This is a genomic window from Burkholderia sp. Bp8963, from assembly GCF_003854275.1.
GTDB lineage: Bacteria > Pseudomonadota > Gammaproteobacteria > Burkholderiales > Burkholderiaceae > Burkholderia.
The window spans coordinates 22,534-39,127 of the sequence record NZ_QTQP01000019.1 but is presented as its reverse complement, the minus strand read 5'-3'; the positions used below and the strand labels follow the sequence as shown (position 1 = coordinate 39,127).

The window sequence follows — 16,594 nt, the reverse complement described above, 5'->3', positions numbered from 1 at the left end:
CTAAAGTAAGCGCTGTCAGATGAGCATCTCGATCGCGTCTGGGTGACCGAGGAAGTCGTTGGGACTGGCCGAGCGTCCGTATGCGCCGGATTGCAGGACGACCACGAGATCGCCGATGCGGGCTTCGGGAAGCGATACGTCGTCTGCGATCCGGTCGAGTGGTGTGCACAGACACCCGACAACGTGGCTGCGCTCCTGTGGTGCTTCGCTTAAGCGATTGCCGAGCACCACGGGAAAGTTACGGCGCAGAACTTGCCCGAAATTCCCCGAGGCGGCTAGATGATGGTGCAGGCCGCCGTCGGTGACGAGGTACGTTTTTCCGCGGGATATCTTGCGGTCGATGACGCGGCATACGTAGATGCCCGCTTCTCCAACCAGATATCGGCCCAGTTCGATGATGATCTGGGTCCCCGGCAGATTTTCCGTGAATTGCGGCAGCCAGCCGCGCATGGCCTCGGCGACGGTAGCCAGATCAAGCACCGTTTCGCCCGCGAAATAGGGAATCCCGAAGCCACCTCCCAGATTGACGAACCGCGGGGGCGTTTGCAGGCCGGCAGCCAGTTTCATCACGATGTCCGCGCTTTGTCGCTGAGCCTGGATAACGGTTGGGGCGTGCAGGCATTGTGACCCCCAGAACACATGAAAGCCCGCGAGGGCCACGTCGCGTGTGTGGAGTTCGCGCAGCAATGCGGGAACTTGCTCGACGTCGACGCCGAACGGGGCTGATCCGCCGCCCATGCGCATGCCGCTGTGATTCACATGGAAGTCCGGGTTGATGCGAATCGCGACGTTGGGCTGTACACCGAGTTGCCAGCCCAGGGCCGTGACGAGTTGCAGTTGGGTGACAGACTCGACGTGGATGTTGACGCCACTTGCAACAGCGCGACGCAACTCGTCGCTATCCTTGCCCGGACCCGCAAAGCCGATTCGGTCGGCAGGCATTCCGGTGTCCAAGGCAAGCGCCATTTCGGTCGCGGATGCCACATCGAACCCGTCGACCCGTGCCGCGAGGTGGTGCACGACAGCGGGCATCGGGTTGGCCTTGATCGAGTAGTGCAACTGGACGCCGAACGGCAGCGCCTCGCGCAGTACGCGTACGCGAGCATCGATTACCGCACGGTCATAGGCGAAGAACGGCGTGCGTCCGGCTCGATCGGCGAGGCGGTTGATATCGACACCGCCGACTACCAGTGCGCCGTTGTGCTCACTGAACGGATGGTTCATGGGTGCCTCGCTTCGAGTCCGGCTTCGGCACTGCAGAACGCGGCGCGTAATGCAGCCCGGTCGAACTTCCCGTTGGGGTTACGTGGAATAGCCTGACGCACGACGATGTGATGCGGCACCATGTATCGCGGCAATTGCTGCGTGCACCACGCCAGTAGCGTTTGAGAATCGAACGAATCGTGAGCGGGCACGACCAGCAGGACGATCGCTTCGCCGAGTGCGTCATCCGGGACGCCGACGGCGACCGCTTCCGTAACGAGATTGCTGCCGTGCACGGTTTCCTCTATCTCTTCTGGACTGATCCGATACCCGGAACTCTTGATTTGGGCATCGTTGCGTGCGACGAAGTAGAGAAATCCTTCCTCGTCGCGCCGTACGAGATCGCCGGACCAGACGGCGAGGTCCCGCGGCGCGCCGCCCGGTCTGACCTCGGGAGACGGCCGATAGCGCAGTGCTGTTTTTGCGGCATCGTTCCAGTAACCCGATGTGACGCAGGCCCCGACATGCACCAGTTCGCCGGTCTCTCCCGGCGCACACGGCGAGCCGTCGGCACGTACCACGAGGATTCGGGCGTTCGGCACGGCTTTTCCGATCGAATCGGGTCGGCGATCCACCTCTGAGGGATCGAGGAACGTCGAGCGAAAGGCTTCGGTCAGGCCATACATCAAGTACGGCAATGCCTGCGGGAACAGTGCGCGCAGTTGCTGCAGGACCGGGACCGGGAGCCGCCCACCGGTATTGGCGAAATAGCGCAGTGTTCGGCGTGCCGCTTCGGGCCACGTGGCGCGGGCGAGTTGCATCCATAGCGGCGGCACGCCCGTAATGGCCGTGATGCGTTCGCGCTCACACGCATCGATGACGTCTTTTGCGCTCAGATAGTTGATGAGAACGGCAGTGGCGCCTACTGACCAAGCGGAGGTAAGCTGGCTGAGGCCCGCATCAAAACTGAGCGGCAGCACGGCGAGGATACGATCAGAGGCGACGTGTCGAAGATAGTGCGCGACACTCCAGGCCCCCTCGAGCAGGTTGCGATGACTGAGCATCACACCTTTGGGCAAGCCCGTTGAGCCTGACGTGTAGAGGATGGCGGCCAGATCTGTATCGATACCTGAAACTGCCGGAGAGTGCAGCCCATGCACGTCGATGCCTTTGTCTTCGCCGGTGCTCATGATCCCGTGCCAGCTATGGACGTTCGTCGTGCTGCGCAGATGCTGGCCTGCCGTACCAGGATCGTCCACGATGATTGTGTGGGCAACGCCTGTCAGCCCATTTTCGTCGAGCATGCGTGCTCGTAGCGCGGTCGTGATCAGGCAGTCGGCACCGCAGTCGCGCAGAACGTGCGCAACCTGGTCGGGCTTGAGCAGTGGATTGACTGGGACGAACACCTGTCCGGCCGCGGCGCTGCCGAGCATTGACACGACGGTTTCTATCCGCTTGTCCAGAAAGATCGCGATACGCGCGCCAGGCACGATGCCGAGCGAGGACAGCATGCGCGCGAGGGCGTGCGTGCGGCTTACCAGGTCTTGATAGGTGAGGCGCACCGACCCATATACCAGAGCCTCAGCGTCCGGAGTCCGATGGGTGGCGGCATGAACAAGGTCCAGGATGTTTTTCATGGCGATATCGGGTGAGGATGAGCGTTGAAGGGGATCGGCCGGACAGTCAGTGCCGTATCACCATGGCACCGAAGCAGCCGGACAGGCCACACGAGAACAATAGGGACCAACCGCCGGCGTCCCGATCGGGGCAGGTGTGGAAATTGATGAACGGGTCGGCGCCAAAGACGTGACCGATGGGTCCGAAATTCGCGGTGAAAAGCCGTTCCTGAGGGACATCGAGCATCGTCATCAGTCTTGCCCAGCCGGGCAGATTGACGTGATGGGGTAGCACGGAAGTGACGTCGCGGGCCGTGATACGGGCCTGTCGAATGGCGGTGCGCATAGTGGAAAATGCGGACCAGTAGTAGCGATCGTCGGGCACGGGCTGCAGGTCGTCGTCGGTGCCACGGAAGAAGCGGCCATCTGTGTACAGGTGCAGACCGGCAATGACATTGCGAGGGCCGTCCCGCTCGAGCAGCATTGCGCAGGCGCCGTCGCTGTGCAGGGCGAGGTCCTGGATTGCACGCAATCGATCGCATTCGGAGCCGATCACATCGGAGCAGACTATGATTGCTCGCTCGATGGGCGGGTGCCGGGTGGCGAGTGCAAGCAAGACGCGGATGGCCGCCATCGGCGAGACACAGTGCTGTTGTGCAATCGAGAATGCCAATGCCCGATGCAGGCCCGTGTGGGACTGTATCTGTTGGACTGTACTGGCGGGCGGCGCGATCACACTGGTCTGGATCGTGTGGGTATATACGAGTGCGTCGATCGTCGTGGGCGTCGTGCCGGTTTGACGCAGCAGTGCGGAAACGGCGCGAATGGCGAGCGCGACCGGCGATTCACCGCATGCGTCGTGGAACTGCGCGACGCCGTTGTCGAGCAGCGCACGGGCGCGCGCATCCGGCAGGTCGCAACGCGCTGCCCAGCGACGCACATCGACTGTCCTCTCGGGCAGGCTGAACTCGATGTCGGACAGCGAGAACAAAGGCACTTGTACCAACGCAGTCATGGCGCATCTCCGCAGTATTCGAGGATGGCGCAGCCGGCCTGCCCTTGGAGGCCGGCCGACCAGGCGAGCACGCGCTGTCTGTTGGCGGGGGAGATCGACCGAAGCAGGCCGTCAAGACGCGCGGGAATGTCCGCGGCGCCGAGATAGCCGGGCGCGTCTTCGTCGTTCCAGACGTGTTCGGCCGGCAGTCCGCAACGTGCGTTGACCTCGTGTGACAGCGCTGCGTTGATCGCAGCGGGCACAATCCAGTCGATTTCCGCGGGTCGCAATTCAGCACGCGTGCACGTCTCGTGAATGACATTCGCGAGCGTCGCTGTGTCGATGTATTCGGTTCCTATCGCAGTCGAGAAAAGGGGGCATGGCGTGCGTATCGTGAGATGGCGCACGCGCCATCCTGGACGGGGGCGCCGTGCAATCAACAAAGCAGCGGCTCCGTCACCCATCGCGGTGAGCACGCCGACGCGGCGCGAAAACGGCGCGCGCCAGCGCTCTGCCGCGGCGATCAGGATCGTGCTCAATTGGGTGTCGGCGGCCATCATGGCCATGGCAGTCTCCAACGCCATCACGAGCGATACACCATGAAGCTGCCCGATCGCGAAGGGAGGCCGATTCGATCCAAGGGCGTTGTGCAGACGACAAGCACAGGACAGCGCCAGGTCGTGTTCGAAACTGGTGGCGCACACGATGATTTGATCCACCACAGCGTCTTCTGCGTGAGGCGAGGCTGCGATGAGTGTTCTGGCGGCGGTGAGCGCCATGTCCGACAGCGTCAGGCTGGACTCGGTGGCGACGAGATCAGTGGTTGCGAAGCCGGCTTGGGACAGTAAGCGGCTGTTGCCACTGAGTGGCGCGATACTGTCGCGCCACCGGAGGGTATCGGCATAGACGGCCTGCATGACAGTTTCGCGCACGCACCGGACGGCTGAGTGCGGTTCGACACATGTGTCTGGCGAGGTGCGCGCGGACGGGATGTAGCGCGCTGTCGCGACGATGCGCGGCTCGATACCCGTGAGGTCAGTTGGACGCGACATGAGATTCGACGAACGCGACCAGATTGCTGAAACGAAGAAAGAGGTCGGCCGACAGTTCCTCCGGAGCCAGCGTGAAACCGAAACGTTGCTCGAGCTGCAGCAGCAGCTCCGTCATGTTCATCGAATCAACGCCGACGTCGAACAGATTCGTGTCGTCGACGACGAGCTCGGCGCTCAGGTTGCTGCCGAGCACAGATAGGAGGCAGGCCTTCACGGTGGCGGGAACGTCGGGGCGCTGCGGGGCGGGATTGGGGGCCATGAGCGATCTCCAGTATGAACATCAAAGGACTCGGGATGTGAGGGGTGGCGTGGGATGCAGTGATTCAGCGGAAGGAATTTCCCATGGCAGAGACCGCGCTCGCTGCAAGGCGCGGGCGATCATGAGCCGCTGCAGGTCTCCGGTGCCTTCCATGATGTCGAACGCCTTGGCGTCGCGATAACTCTGCTCGAGAGAGGGATAGGTCGCGATACCGTCGAGGCCGACAAGCTCAAGGGCCGTGTGGGTGACACGAGCGGCGATGCGCGAGGCATAGGCCTTGGTGATCGATGCGTCCATGGAGGTTGCGATGCCGCAATCGATTTTCCAGGCCGCGTAGTCGCACAACAGGTGCGCAGCGGTGATCTGCCGGTCGATGTCGAGAAGGCGTTTCTCTACATCGGCAGTGCGTTGACGCCTGTCGGTGGGTCGCCCGCCTGCGTCGAAATAGGCGGCCAGGTCGTCGCGTACCCGTCGACATGTGCCGATCATGATCGAGGAGAGCAGTGGCCGGAAATAGTCCCACGCTTGCTGGGCGCCTGAGAACGCGTCGTCGAGGGGTCTTTCGTCGCCGCGACTCAGAAGCGCACTGTCCGGGACCTCGCAGTCGGTGTAGGCCAGCACGGCAAGCTGGCTGACCCGCAGGCCCGCCATACGTTCGATACGGGTGACCGAGAAGCCAGGGGTATTGCTCTCGACGAGAAATGCACGGATACCGAAACGGCCCGAGGGTCGGCTGATCGTGGCGAACGTGATTACGCAGTCGGCGCGGGCACCGTTCGTAATGAAGCACTTGGTGCCGTTCAGCACCCAGCCGTGCGCCGTCTTGCGTGCCGTGGTCCGCATGGCTGTCGCATCGGATCCACAGTCGGGTTCGGTAATGGCAAATGCCCCCCAGCGTGGCGTTGGACTGTGAAATCGCTCGAAGAAACGGGCCTGTTGCTGCTTGTTGGCGAGGGCAAGGACCGGCGGCATCGCGAGACCCGGTCCCGGGAGTGCCAGGGCAAGACCAGCATCCGCGTAACCAAGGTACTCCATCAGCACGACGCGCGACGCGAGCGACTGAGTATCGGGGCAGCCACCATATGTGGCAGGAACGAGGTTCAGGTTTAGTGCGCGGATGTCATCCGGTTCCCAGATTGCGTCGGGGATATGTCCGGTCTGATCGGCTTTCGGGCCATGCGCGCGCATGCGAGCCGCGAGCCGATCGAGGTGTAGGCCGTGGGTGGCGAGCTGCGCGGTGATGGACGCGAGCCGCGGATGCTGTCGCAACGGTTGCACATACTGGGACATGACGGATTTCCCCTAACATCGCGCACCTGCGCCGGATGATCGACTTGCACGGAAACGTTGGATACGCCGTGCACGCGCCGTTTGAACTGGAGCGTAGGGTGTCGCCGTCGGCATTGCTACCTCCGAACCTGGGGAGGGTGTAGCCAGCACGGGCCAGTTTGCTGGCCGCGTGTGATGTGGATGCCCGATAATGGCGCCGGGATGAAACGATGAATGGCCAACGACGGACGTAACGGATATGGCAGGGCGAAAGAAGACAACTGAAAAGATGCCGCAGGTGCAGCCGGACAAACGTGGGTCCCGCGCGGTCAAGCGCGGCGATCAGGTCGCCGAGCAGATCAAGCGGTGGATTAACGACGGGCAGTTGCGACCGGGGAAGCGCCTGAACAAGGAGGCGGAGCTACAGCAGATGTTCAACGTCAGCCGTGGCTCGATGCGCGATGCGCTCAAGGCACTCGAGGTGCAGGGGCTGGTGAGTCTGAGCACGGGACCCGAGGGTGGGGCGACGATTACCCGCGTGCCCATCGCCCGAGCATTCCAGTCGCTTCAGAACTATCTATTTTTCGAGAACATGTCGCTTGAGGACATTTACGCGGTGCGTCGCGTACTCGAACCGCTGGTGGCCGCAGGTGCCGTTGCCCATCTGACCGATACGGATTTTGCAGCACTTGAACGCAGCGTTTCAGTGTGCGAGCCGTTTGTGGCGCACCATGAGGAAGCGCTCGATCAGCGCCATGAGGACATTCATTTCCACGACGTGCTGGCGGCTGCGCATCCCAATGCGTTTCTGCGTTGCCTGTGCCAGATCATCAATCAGATGCTTCACTCACTGGTGATCGTCGCCGGGAACGTGACACAAGCCGATTACCAGGCGTTTGGCCGGCGAACCGTCACTGCGCACCGTGCGATTCTGGAGGCGGCGCGGCGCCGGGATGCCGAAGCGGTCCAGCAACTCATGGGGACGCATATGGAGGAAGCTGAGGCGCAATTGCGCAAGGTTCACGCCGCATTGCAACAGAAGCTGGTACTGGATTCCGAACTGGATCTGAACACGGGCCGCGGCGCGTCGTGAATGCCGAAGGAGTCTGGCGATCGATGTGAAGGACGCACAAGCGCAGGACATCTATCGGCATTTTGGGTCCAGTCGGCTCGCGAGTGCCCCGCTATCGCTGTTCAATCCGCTGGCGACTATCCTGCAACCGGGGCTTGGGCACGCGGTCGCAGCGAGCGGGCGTGGCTCGCTTGGACCGACTCATTATCGGGTGAGTGTTGCGCCGGCAACGGAAGCGGATAGGGCGCGCACCATTTCCGCAAACGGCGCTCGTCCGAACGCGAGCTCGAGCACATGACTGGTCCACAAGACCAATGCATCAGCGTGGCGACCGCCGACAATCTGGATGCCGATGGGCAGGCGCGCCGCAGTCATGCCGGCATAGAGACTGGCGGCGGGTAGCCCGAGCTGATTGCACCATGCCGTGAAATGAGGAAACAGCTCGTTGCTCGACGTTAGTTCGCCGAGCGACATGGCGACGCGCGGATACACGGGGCAGATGAGGATGTCATGTTGCTCAAAAAAGGCATTGACGGCGGCCCCCAGGTCACCTCGTTCGATCAGTGCGCCCAGCAAGGCCTCACGCGATACGTCGTCTCCTGCCTGAGCGTACGCCTGCAGCGATGGGTCGAGCTCGTCCAATCCGCTTGGTAAGCCCGACGCGAGCTGCCGGCAAAATGCGCGCCAGAGGGTGGTGTGGACGGCATTGCATCGGGCGATATCAGGCGGGTCGGCAACGTCAACCCGGGCGCCCAGTTCGCGGAAGGTCGCAGCGGCGCGTATCACAGCGTCGTGAATTTCCGATTCGACGGGGACCTGCAGTCCGAGCGTCGGGCTGCAGGCAATGCGGATGCCGTCGGGGACTGGTTGGCATTGCAATCCGCGTGCATAGTCGCCGCCGTCGAACGGCAGGGCGTACCAATCACGGCTGTCCGGGCGGCTGATGATCGTGAGGATACGGGCTGCATCGTCGACACAGCGTGTCATCGGCCCGGCATGACTGAGCAACCCGAATGGGCCGCGTGGGGCATGCGGGACGCGCCCGAAGCTGGGTTTGAATCCGAAGATTCCCGTGAATGCGGCGGGGATACGAATGGATCCACCGCCGTCGGTGCCGATGGCCGCGGGGCCCATCCCGAGCGCCACTGCAGACGCTGCGCCACCGCTGCTCCCACCGGGTGTCCGCGTGAGATCCCACGGATTTCGCGTGGTGCCGGTGAGCGGACTGTCGGTGACGATTTTGTGCGCGAAGTCCGGCAGAGTGGTCTTGGCAAAGCAGATTGCGCCTGCTTCACGCAATCTGGCAACGCAAGGACTGTCTCGCTGGGCCGCTTCGTGCGTCGTGGCGCGAGAGCCGTGCCGTGTTGGCACCCCGGCGATGGAAACATTGTCCTTGATGCTGATCGGGACGCCGTCGAGCGGGCTGAGCGGCAGACCACGCTGCCATCGGGCTTCCGATGCGCGTGCCATATCAAGTGCCGTGTCAGCAATCTGGCAGAACGCGTTGACTGCGGGATCGAACAACTGGATGCGCTCGAGTACGCCGTGCATGACGTCGACCGGCGACGCGCTGCCGGCTTCGTAGAGTGTGCTGAGTTCGCGTGCCGTCAGCTCGCAGAAATTGTCGATCATGTCGCCTCCAGTTAATTATAATAAATAGAAGGTAGGCGTGATTGTAGGTCATGTCAAGCGAGAGGTTGCTTGCCACGATCATCAGAATTCCGGGTAAACGCGGTGTCGTCCCGCATTGACAGGCGATCTATGTGCTCGTAGATTGATGATAATAAATTATCGCCATGGAAGGCGACGGTGGAGGCCAACTGCCTTTGGCCGCTGGCTTCTGCTCAATTGAGGGAGTCCGATGAGGATGTTATGGACGTGCATCAGGCGCAGCAATTGAGGCTGTGCTGCGGGGGAGCATTACAAGAGCGCAAGTGCTCCGTGGAAGCGCAGCGCCGGAATAAAGTGGCTCAGCGAAGGCTGATGCGATCTTCGGCGCCTTTGATTATTTGCGACAGCGGTGTATCGAGTGCGTTTGCCAGAACGAGCAAGGCATCGAGTCCCGCAACAGTTTCGGCGCGCTCGATGAGCGAGACAGTATTGGGATGGACCTTTGCACGAAGAGCGAGACCGACCTGAGTCAGCTTTTTTCTTTTGCGACGTGTTCGGATCTCGTTGCCGAGTGCTTTGATAAAAGATTCCGTGGTCATGCAGACTCGATTTGATTGGGCAAATCGAGTATCGGGGACCGTTCGCCTTAAAATTCACAATAAATTGTGAATTCTACAAATTTCGTCCTATGATTAACAATATGTTGTGAGTTTTGAGGTGCGAACCATGCTGGGAGTCGAGTCGGCGGAGGCTATCGGTCGTTGCACTGGTAGTCGGAACGTCGATGCTGCGGAGAGCGGGTTTGCAGTACCACGTTGAGAGGGGGGCGTGCCCCTTTGGTTCCTGTGTGCTAGTGAGGGTTATATGGTAGTTATCCTAAATATATTGAGTTACGTCTGCCTCTTAATGCTGATCGCTTTGGGGCTCGCCATTGTTTTCGGCATGATGGACATCGTGAATCTCGCGCATGCCGAATGGGTCACGATCGGCGCCTATACGTTAGCGATTGCGCAGTCGGTAGGCGGACCGCAGGCGTTCTGGTTCGCGTTGTTCGTCGCGCCTGTGGTCGGCGCGATACTCGGATGGTGCCTGGAACGTCTTGTCATCCGGCTGCTCTATGAAAGACCCCTCGATACGTTGCTTGCGACCTACGCGGTCAGCCTGATCGTCCAAAAGGCTTTGGAGCTTGTGTTCGGTACGCAGCCGATGCTGGTGTATGCACCAATCAACGGAGCGCTTGCCGTACCCGGCGGCAGCTATCCGATGTATCGACTGTTCGTGATTGGCGTGGCGTTCACCGTGACCGCGGGATGCTGGCTGATTTTCGCCCGTACGCGCTTTGGCACGCAACTGCGCGCAGTCATTCAACACCCCGCGATGGCTGAGGCAGTCGGCATCGATACACGGCGCCTGAACCGAATGGCCTTTTGTGGCGGCGCAGCGCTTGCCTCGCTGGCAGGCGTGCTAGTTGCCCCGATGGTCTCCGTGGAATCTCATCTCGGCGTTGCCTATCTAGCCAAGGCATTTTTCGTAATCGTCCTGGGAGGCATCGGCTCGATCGTCGGCAGCCTGCTCGGTAGTGCGTTCGTCGGCACGGCGGAAACGCTGCTCAGCTACCGTGTCGATCCTTCGCTCGCCTCGGCCATGGTGTTGATCCTGTCCATCGTTCTGATCCGTTTCAGGCCGCAAGGTCTTGTTCCCGGATTCAGCGCCGCCCATCAACTTCTTGGTAAAGGCTAAGTCATGGTCAGACACTATCTCGCTCAAATGCGCCTCATGCTATCCCAGCCCGCGCTCAGCCACGACGATTTTTCGCCGATCTCAACGTGGGTCGCGATTGCAGTGGCGGCATTGATCCTTCCGCTTTGCTTGGGAGCGTATCCGCTCTCGACAGTGCGCGATGCGCTGATCATGGGGCTGCTCGGGCTCAGCTACGACTTGCTGTGGGGCAGAGCCGGTGTCCTCACGCTGGGACACACCACGTTCTTTGGCCTGGGTGCGTACGGTTTCGCGGTTGCTACGACGCAATTCGGGCAGACGCCAGCCATCGGACTGGTTGTCGGACTGATATGTGCGGCGTCGGTCGCGGCGGTGTTAGGGTACTTCCTGCTATTTGCGGGCGTCAGGCTGCACTTCTTCGCGATTATCAGCATGGCGATCCTGATCATTGCGCAGCAACTGGCGACTAGCTGGCAGTCGGTGACCGGGGGCGACACCGGCATGTTGGGTATTCCGGGTTTGTCGTTCCGTCTTGCCGGCTACACGCTCGACCTGAGCGGTGCAAGGGAATCCTGGTACGCCGTGACGACGGTTCTCCTGCTGATCCTGTTCATCACGTGGCTCACCTGCCGCAGCCGATACGGCAAGATCCTCTCCGCGATCGCGACCAACGAGTGGCGTGCGCAGGCCTGCGGGTACTACACATCGTGGCACTTGTTGCGCGTGTTCGTAGCATCGGCGGGGATCGCCGCCATCGCGGGAGCGCTGATGGCTGCCTGCTCGGGTGTCGTGGCGCCAGACGTGTTCTCGCCTGTGCTGGCCACCGAGGTCATTCTCTGGGTCGCCGTAGGTGGCAGGAGCACGCTTGGCGGCCCCGTGCTCGTGGCCATTGCGTTGACGCTGTTGAAACAGTCCGTGTCTAGTTTCAGTACCGAGTGGTGGCCCCTGATACTCGCAACGCTATTCCTCGGTTGCGTCCTGTTCCTGCCGAACGGTGTGCGCATTCGCGGTATGGCGGCACACGTTCACCGGTTCGCTCGCATGTGCACGGCACGGGTGACCTTGCACCGCGCGCGCCATGCAGAAGGAGGGCGATGATGAACGAGCCGCTCATGAAGGGTATTCGGCTACGACGCGCATTTGGAGGTATTCATGCGGTCGACGATGTCGACGTGACGATCGGGCCGCGTGACCTGCTCTGTGTGATCGGGCCGAACGGTGCTGGCAAGAGCACATTGGTTGGCTTGCTGTCGGGCGCAATCCGGCCGGGGGCAGGGGAATTGTATTTGTCCGGCGAGCGGATAACTGGCCGGCCGATGCACCAGTTTTGCCGGCGCGGCGTGTTGCGCAAATTTCAGGGGACCAACACCTTCCTCGCGATGAGCGTGCGGGACAACCTTGTCGTGGCGGGACTGGGGGTGGCGTCTTACCGGGCGTCACCGATGCCAGATCCTGATGCGGTCCTCGAAGAAATCGGGCTGTCGTCCCAAGCGGATTTGAGAGCCATGAATTTGCCGCACGGCGAACGGCAGTGGCTCGAAATCGGCATGGCGATGATGTGCCAGCCCGCGTTGCTGCTGCTGGACGAGCCGGCCGCAGGACTGTCGGCTAACGACACCCAGCGCCTGGTGCGTCTCATTCACCGGCTGCGTGAGCGCTGCGCGGTGCTTGCCATCGAGCACGACCTGAGCTTTGTGCAGGCGCTTCAATGCGAGACCTGGGTCATGCATCGCGGGCAGATCGTGCGGCAGGGGGCTTACGACGATATCGCGCGGGACGAGGAAATCCGGCGGATCTATCTGGGGCAGGGGGCGACGCATGCTGCAAATTGAGCAATTATCCGGCGGCTATGGCGATGTGGATGTGCTTCACCAGATCGAACTCGACGTGCTGCCCAACGAGGTCGTGGCGGTGCTGGGATGCAACGGCGCGGGCAAAACGACGTTGGTCAAGGCCATCATGGGCTTGCTGCCACGCGTAAATGGACAAATACGCTTTCTCGAGCAGCCCGTCACGGGCTTGCGCACCCATCAGATCGCGCGCAGCGGCATCGGACTGGTTCCCCAGGGACGCTGGATTTTCCCGAAACTGACCGTGCGTGAGAATCTCATGATGGGCACGCAGGCTGCTGGCGGCGGAGCAATCCTGGAGGAAGTGTTCGAGTACTTTCCCGTGCTGAAGTCCCGTCTTGCCCAGCAGGGCGGCACGCTCTCGGGCGGCGAACAGCAGGTGCTGGCAATTGCGCGTGCCTTGTGCGGGCGACCGAAGCTGCTGCTGTTGGACGAGCCCTCCGATGGCGTGCAGCCGAATCTTGTCGAACTGATCGGCGAGGTCATTCCTACATTGTGCCGCCGATCGCAACTGGCCGTGCTGCTGGTCGAGCAGAACCTCAATCTCGTGCTGCAGAGTGCACAGCGGTGCATCGTACTCAAGAATGGGCGACTCGTTCACGCAGGGGCCGTCGAGCCGCGACGCGGCGAGATGGGTACACACCCGCTCGCCCAATACCTGTCGCCGGCCGGCGACACTGCACCGAATTTCCACCTGGACGAACTCCGATGAAAACCACCCTGACTCGCCGCAACTTTTCTCGAACCATGTTCTGGGGCGCGGCCAGCGCGCTGGCTGCGTCTGTCACTCCGTCGCTCGTGCGTGCTGCGACGCCACTCAAAATTGGACTGCTCGCGCCGCTGAGCGGCCCGCTCACGCGGGTGGGTGAAACCAACCGCAACTGCGCGGCGCTGGCCGTCGACGAAATCAACGCAGCGGGCGGACTGTTGGGCCGGCCACTGGAACTGCACGTCGAAGATACGCAGATGTCGACGGCCGTGACACTGCAGAAGGCGCAGCAGCTCTTCATGCGCGACGAGGTGGCGATGATCACCGGCATGGTGTTGCCGTCGGAGCGAGAAGCGGCGCTGCAGGCCGCGAGAGTCGCGGGCCGGCTCATCGTCTATCCAAATTTCGATGAGGGACGTTGCCATCCCCAGCTTTTCACCACCGGTCTGGCCACCAACCAGCGGGTGGATGCGTTGGTCGCGTGGCTAATGCGCGAGGGCGGGCGCAACGTCTGCGCGGTGGTATCGGATATCGGCAGCAACCGGAAGGTGCTGGTGCCCGAACTGCAAGCAGCCGTGACGCGCCACGGCGGGCGATTCCTCGGCGTGTACTGGCTGCCTTTCGGGACGCGTGACTACGGGGCGGTTCTTCAGCAGGTCGCCGGTCAGTCGCCTCAGGTTGTCTGGCACAGCATTGGCGACGATCCCGTGACGTTCGTCAAGCAGTACCGGTCGTTCGCGATGAAGCCGCAACTCGTGACCGATATTGCACACGAGTCGCTGTCGATTGCAACCACGGGGGCTTCGACCGGCGTCATCGGCGTGTCCTCGTATTTCATGAGCATCGACAGCCCCGAAAACCGGGATTTTCTCGCCCGTTATACCGCACGTCACGCGGATGCACACGATCCACGGCTGGGGCCGTATGCCGTGGTGATGCCGCACGGCGAGAACACCTATTCGGGCATTCGCCTGTTTGCGCAGGCGGTCCGGATCGCGGGCAGTGTCGATGCCGACCGGGTCAAGGCGGCGCTGCCTGGCGTTTCGCTTGCCTTGCCGCGCGGGAAAACCGGCGTGGGCCAGGACGGCGGCCACGTGCAGTGTTTGACGCGCATCGGCCGGGCATCAGCGGACGACAGCTTTGCTCTTCTAGACTCGGTGGGACCCATCAAGCCGATTTGTCAGGGATAGAGGTACGAGGGGAATCTGAGAGAGTTGAAATTTTATCAATTTAATTAGGAATGCGTATGGATGATGCAATATGGACGAGTGCCAGTCAGTTGACTATGGCATTCCAGCGTCGCGCGCTGTCGCCGGTCGAAGTCATGGCTGCCGTGCTGGATCAGGTGACGCAGTTCAATCGACAGTTCAACTGTCTGTGCTGCGTCGACGAAGAGGGCGCACTGGCGGCCGCACGTAAGTCGGAACAGCGCTGGAGGCGAAACGAGCCATGCGGGTTGCTGGACGGTGTACCGGTCTCGATCAAGGATCTGGTGGCCGTTCAGGGATTGCCGACGCGGCACGGCTCGCTGGCGTCTTTGGTTGGTCTGGAGCAGGACGATGCACCCGCGGTCGGGCGGTTGCGGCGCGCCGGTGCCCTCCTGTTCGGCAAGACCACGACGTCGGAATTCGGCAACAAGATCGTGACGGACAGCCCGCTCACGGGTATTACCCGAAATCCGTGGGACAGGCGTGTCACATCGGGCGGCAGTAGCGGTGGTTCGGCGGTGGCCGTCGCGCTCGGCATGGGGCCGCTGTCGCTGGCAACGGACGGTGGAGGTTCAATCCGTGTTCCAGCTTGCTGGAGCGGCGTGGTGGGCTTCAAGCCGTCGTTCGGGCTGGTGCCGTCGGGCGCCGAAGGGACCTGGCCGTCCCTGTCGACACTGGGACCGATTGCCCGCAACGTGAGCGATGCGGCGCTGATGCTCACCGTGATCGCGCGAGCGCGGCGCACGGCAGACTCCCTCACGTCCTGCCTTCGAGACTGGCGCGTCGGACTGGGCGACGGCGTTGCCGGGCTTCGTGTCGCGTACTGCCCGGCGCCGGCCGGCGTGCGGGTCGACCCCGCTATTACCAACAGCGTCAGGCAGGCCGTCGGGTTGATTGAAACGCTGGGGGCGCACGTCGACGAGACGGAGGTAGAGCCGCTTAACGGCTATCTGAAGAGCCGCATGCATTCGATTCAATGGTCGGTGTTTTTTGCTCAGCGGATCCAACAACTCGACGAAGACGCACAAGCGCAACTCGATCCGGACGTGCTGGCGCTGGCGCAGAGCGGTGCACGGGAGACGACATCGACCTTCGTCGATGCGCTGCGGGCGCGCCACGCATTGACCGTCGCGATGACCGAATTCTTCGAGCATTACGACCTGCTGGTGACCCCCACCTTTCATTGCGGCCCGCCACCCGTGCCGGGCCTACCAGAGGAGCTGCGCGTCGCGCCACCGCTGACGTCCTGGTGCAATCAGACCGGTTTCCCGGCCGCGAGCGTGCCTTGCGGGTTACCGGGCGGAATGCCGACGGGGCTGCAGATCATTGGACCACATGGTGCCGACGCGCTGGTGCTGCGCGCAGCGCGCGCCTATGAATCGGCGAGAGGGCCGTTTCCGACGCCGGGGCGAGCAAAGGAGCGTCGGAGCGCCGAAGCGGAGTCGCAGTCATGAGCGCACAGATTGAAAAGATCATCGTTCATCTCGTCGAACGCCATGCGGAACTCGGTGTGTCAGTCAAACCTTTGCACCGGCAGGTGGTCGCGGCGGCTGTCCTGAGACTTCACGACCTGCAGGACGGCGCCGCACTCGAGCCGCTCTACGACATCGGTGCGGAGCTCGGAACGCTATTGACGGCGCGTGCGAGGTGGGCGCTGGACGTGATGCCGACAGTGATTCAGGGCTACGGCAAGGCAGCGATCGTGGGCACGGCCGTGCCGCTCGAGTGTGGCGCGGCGCTGCTGCATCCCCGGCTGGGCAAGGCAGTGCGTGCGGGCTTGCCCGGCGCGACGTCGATCATGCCGTCGGTTGCCAAGCGCGCGGCGCCCGGCGCGTGCGTCGACATTCCGCTGCATGGGACTGCGGACATGTGGAACTTTGATCTCTTCGACACGGTGTCGCTGACGGTCGCGGATTCGCCCGCGCCGGACGAGATCGTCGTGGCAATCGCGCTGGCGGAGCACGGACGACCGCTGGCGCGGGTGCGGCCGGATTAAGCGGTACCTGGCGTCGCTGTTAAAAAAATATTCACG

The 16,594-nt window shown here is 62.3% G+C and carries 16 protein-coding genes; 8 read left to right on the top strand and 8 right to left on the bottom strand.

What is annotated here, in order from left to right:
• Window positions 1–15: 15 nt before the first annotated feature.
• From DID96_RS17755 to DID96_RS17730, 6 genes are all read right to left on the bottom strand, one after another.
• Window positions 16–1,224 (bottom strand): pyridoxal-dependent decarboxylase, exosortase A system-associated, encoded by a 1,209-nt coding sequence (locus tag DID96_RS17755; RefSeq protein WP_124600591.1) that lies wholly within the window; start codon window positions 1,222–1,224, stop codon window positions 16–18.
• Window positions 1,221–2,840: an acyl-CoA ligase (AMP-forming), exosortase A system-associated gene (locus DID96_RS17750; RefSeq protein ID WP_124600590.1), complete on the bottom strand. Its 1,620-nt coding sequence runs from the start codon at window positions 2,838–2,840 to the stop codon at window positions 1,221–1,223. The genes DID96_RS17755 and DID96_RS17750 overlap by 4 nt, the downstream gene beginning before the upstream one ends.
• 46 nt (window positions 2,841–2,886) lie before the next feature.
• On the bottom strand, window positions 2,887–3,834 hold the full coding sequence (locus DID96_RS17745) for a 3-oxoacyl-ACP synthase (RefSeq protein ID WP_124600589.1): 948 nt from the start codon (window positions 3,832–3,834) through the stop codon (window positions 2,887–2,889).
• Entirely contained in the window at window positions 3,831–4,730 is a 900-nt protein-coding gene (locus DID96_RS17740) for a 3-oxoacyl-[acyl-carrier-protein] synthase III C-terminal domain-containing protein (protein ID WP_260463927.1), read from the bottom strand. Before DID96_RS17740 ends, DID96_RS17745 begins: the two co-directional genes overlap by 4 nt.
• 118 nt (window positions 4,731–4,848) lie before the next feature.
• Window positions 4,849–5,124, bottom strand: coding sequence for an acyl carrier protein (locus DID96_RS17735; protein ID WP_124600587.1), 276 nt, complete (start codon window positions 5,122–5,124; stop codon window positions 4,849–4,851).
• Window positions 5,125–5,145: 21 nt separating this feature from the next.
• Entirely contained in the window at window positions 5,146–6,414 is a 1,269-nt protein-coding gene (locus DID96_RS17730; RefSeq protein WP_124600586.1) for an acyl-CoA dehydrogenase family protein, read from the bottom strand.
• 238 nt (window positions 6,415–6,652) lie between these two features.
• On the opposite strand from DID96_RS17730, the gene DID96_RS17725 reads away from it, so the two are divergent.
• Window positions 6,653–7,486 (top strand): FadR/GntR family transcriptional regulator, encoded by an 834-nt coding sequence (locus DID96_RS17725; protein WP_124600585.1) that lies wholly within the window; start codon window positions 6,653–6,655, stop codon window positions 7,484–7,486.
• A gap of 183 nt (window positions 7,487–7,669) precedes the next feature.
• Here DID96_RS17725 and DID96_RS17720 read toward each other — a convergent pair whose 3' ends face one another.
• Window positions 7,670–9,097, bottom strand: a complete 1,428-nt coding sequence (locus tag DID96_RS17720) for an amidase family protein (protein ID WP_124600584.1) — start codon at window positions 9,095–9,097, stop codon at window positions 7,670–7,672.
• A 338-nt stretch (window positions 9,098–9,435) separates the two neighbouring features.
• Complete coding sequence (locus tag DID96_RS17715) at window positions 9,436–9,675, bottom strand: helix-turn-helix domain-containing protein (RefSeq protein ID WP_124600583.1); 240 nt, start codon at window positions 9,673–9,675, stop codon at window positions 9,436–9,438.
• A 265-nt stretch (window positions 9,676–9,940) separates the two neighbouring features.
• On the opposite strand from DID96_RS17715, the gene DID96_RS17710 reads away from it, so the two are divergent.
• Genes DID96_RS17710 through DID96_RS17680 form a run of 7 tightly spaced genes read left to right on the top strand, consistent with a single transcriptional unit; the run spans window position 9,941 to window position 16,558 of the window.
• Window positions 9,941–10,816 (top strand): branched-chain amino acid ABC transporter permease, encoded by an 876-nt coding sequence (locus tag DID96_RS17710; RefSeq protein ID WP_124600582.1) that lies wholly within the window; start codon window positions 9,941–9,943, stop codon window positions 10,814–10,816.
• A 3-nt stretch (window positions 10,817–10,819) separates the two neighbouring features.
• Window positions 10,820–11,893, top strand: coding sequence for a branched-chain amino acid ABC transporter permease (locus tag DID96_RS17705; protein ID WP_124600581.1), 1,074 nt, complete (start codon window positions 10,820–10,822; stop codon window positions 11,891–11,893).
• Window positions 11,893–12,627 (top strand): ABC transporter ATP-binding protein, encoded by a 735-nt coding sequence (locus DID96_RS17700; protein WP_124600580.1) that lies wholly within the window; start codon window positions 11,893–11,895, stop codon window positions 12,625–12,627. The genes DID96_RS17705 and DID96_RS17700 overlap by 1 nt, the downstream gene beginning before the upstream one ends.
• Window positions 12,614–13,357 (top strand): ABC transporter ATP-binding protein, encoded by a 744-nt coding sequence (locus DID96_RS17695; protein WP_124600579.1) that lies wholly within the window; start codon window positions 12,614–12,616, stop codon window positions 13,355–13,357. The genes DID96_RS17700 and DID96_RS17695 overlap by 14 nt, the downstream gene beginning before the upstream one ends.
• 8 nt (window positions 13,358–13,365) lie before the next feature.
• Window positions 13,366–14,544 carry an ABC transporter substrate-binding protein gene (locus tag DID96_RS17690; RefSeq protein ID WP_124600666.1) on the top strand — a complete coding sequence of 393 codons (1,179 nt, stop codon included), beginning with the start codon at window positions 13,366–13,368 and terminating at the stop codon, window positions 14,542–14,544.
• A gap of 56 nt (window positions 14,545–14,600) precedes the next feature.
• Window positions 14,601–16,016, top strand: coding sequence for an amidase family protein (locus DID96_RS17685; protein ID WP_124600578.1), 1,416 nt, complete (start codon window positions 14,601–14,603; stop codon window positions 16,014–16,016).
• On the top strand, window positions 16,013–16,558 hold the full coding sequence (locus tag DID96_RS17680) for an amino acid synthesis family protein (RefSeq protein ID WP_124600577.1): 546 nt from the start codon (window positions 16,013–16,015) through the stop codon (window positions 16,556–16,558). The genes DID96_RS17685 and DID96_RS17680 overlap by 4 nt, the downstream gene beginning before the upstream one ends.
• Window positions 16,559–16,594: the final 36 nt, after the last annotated feature.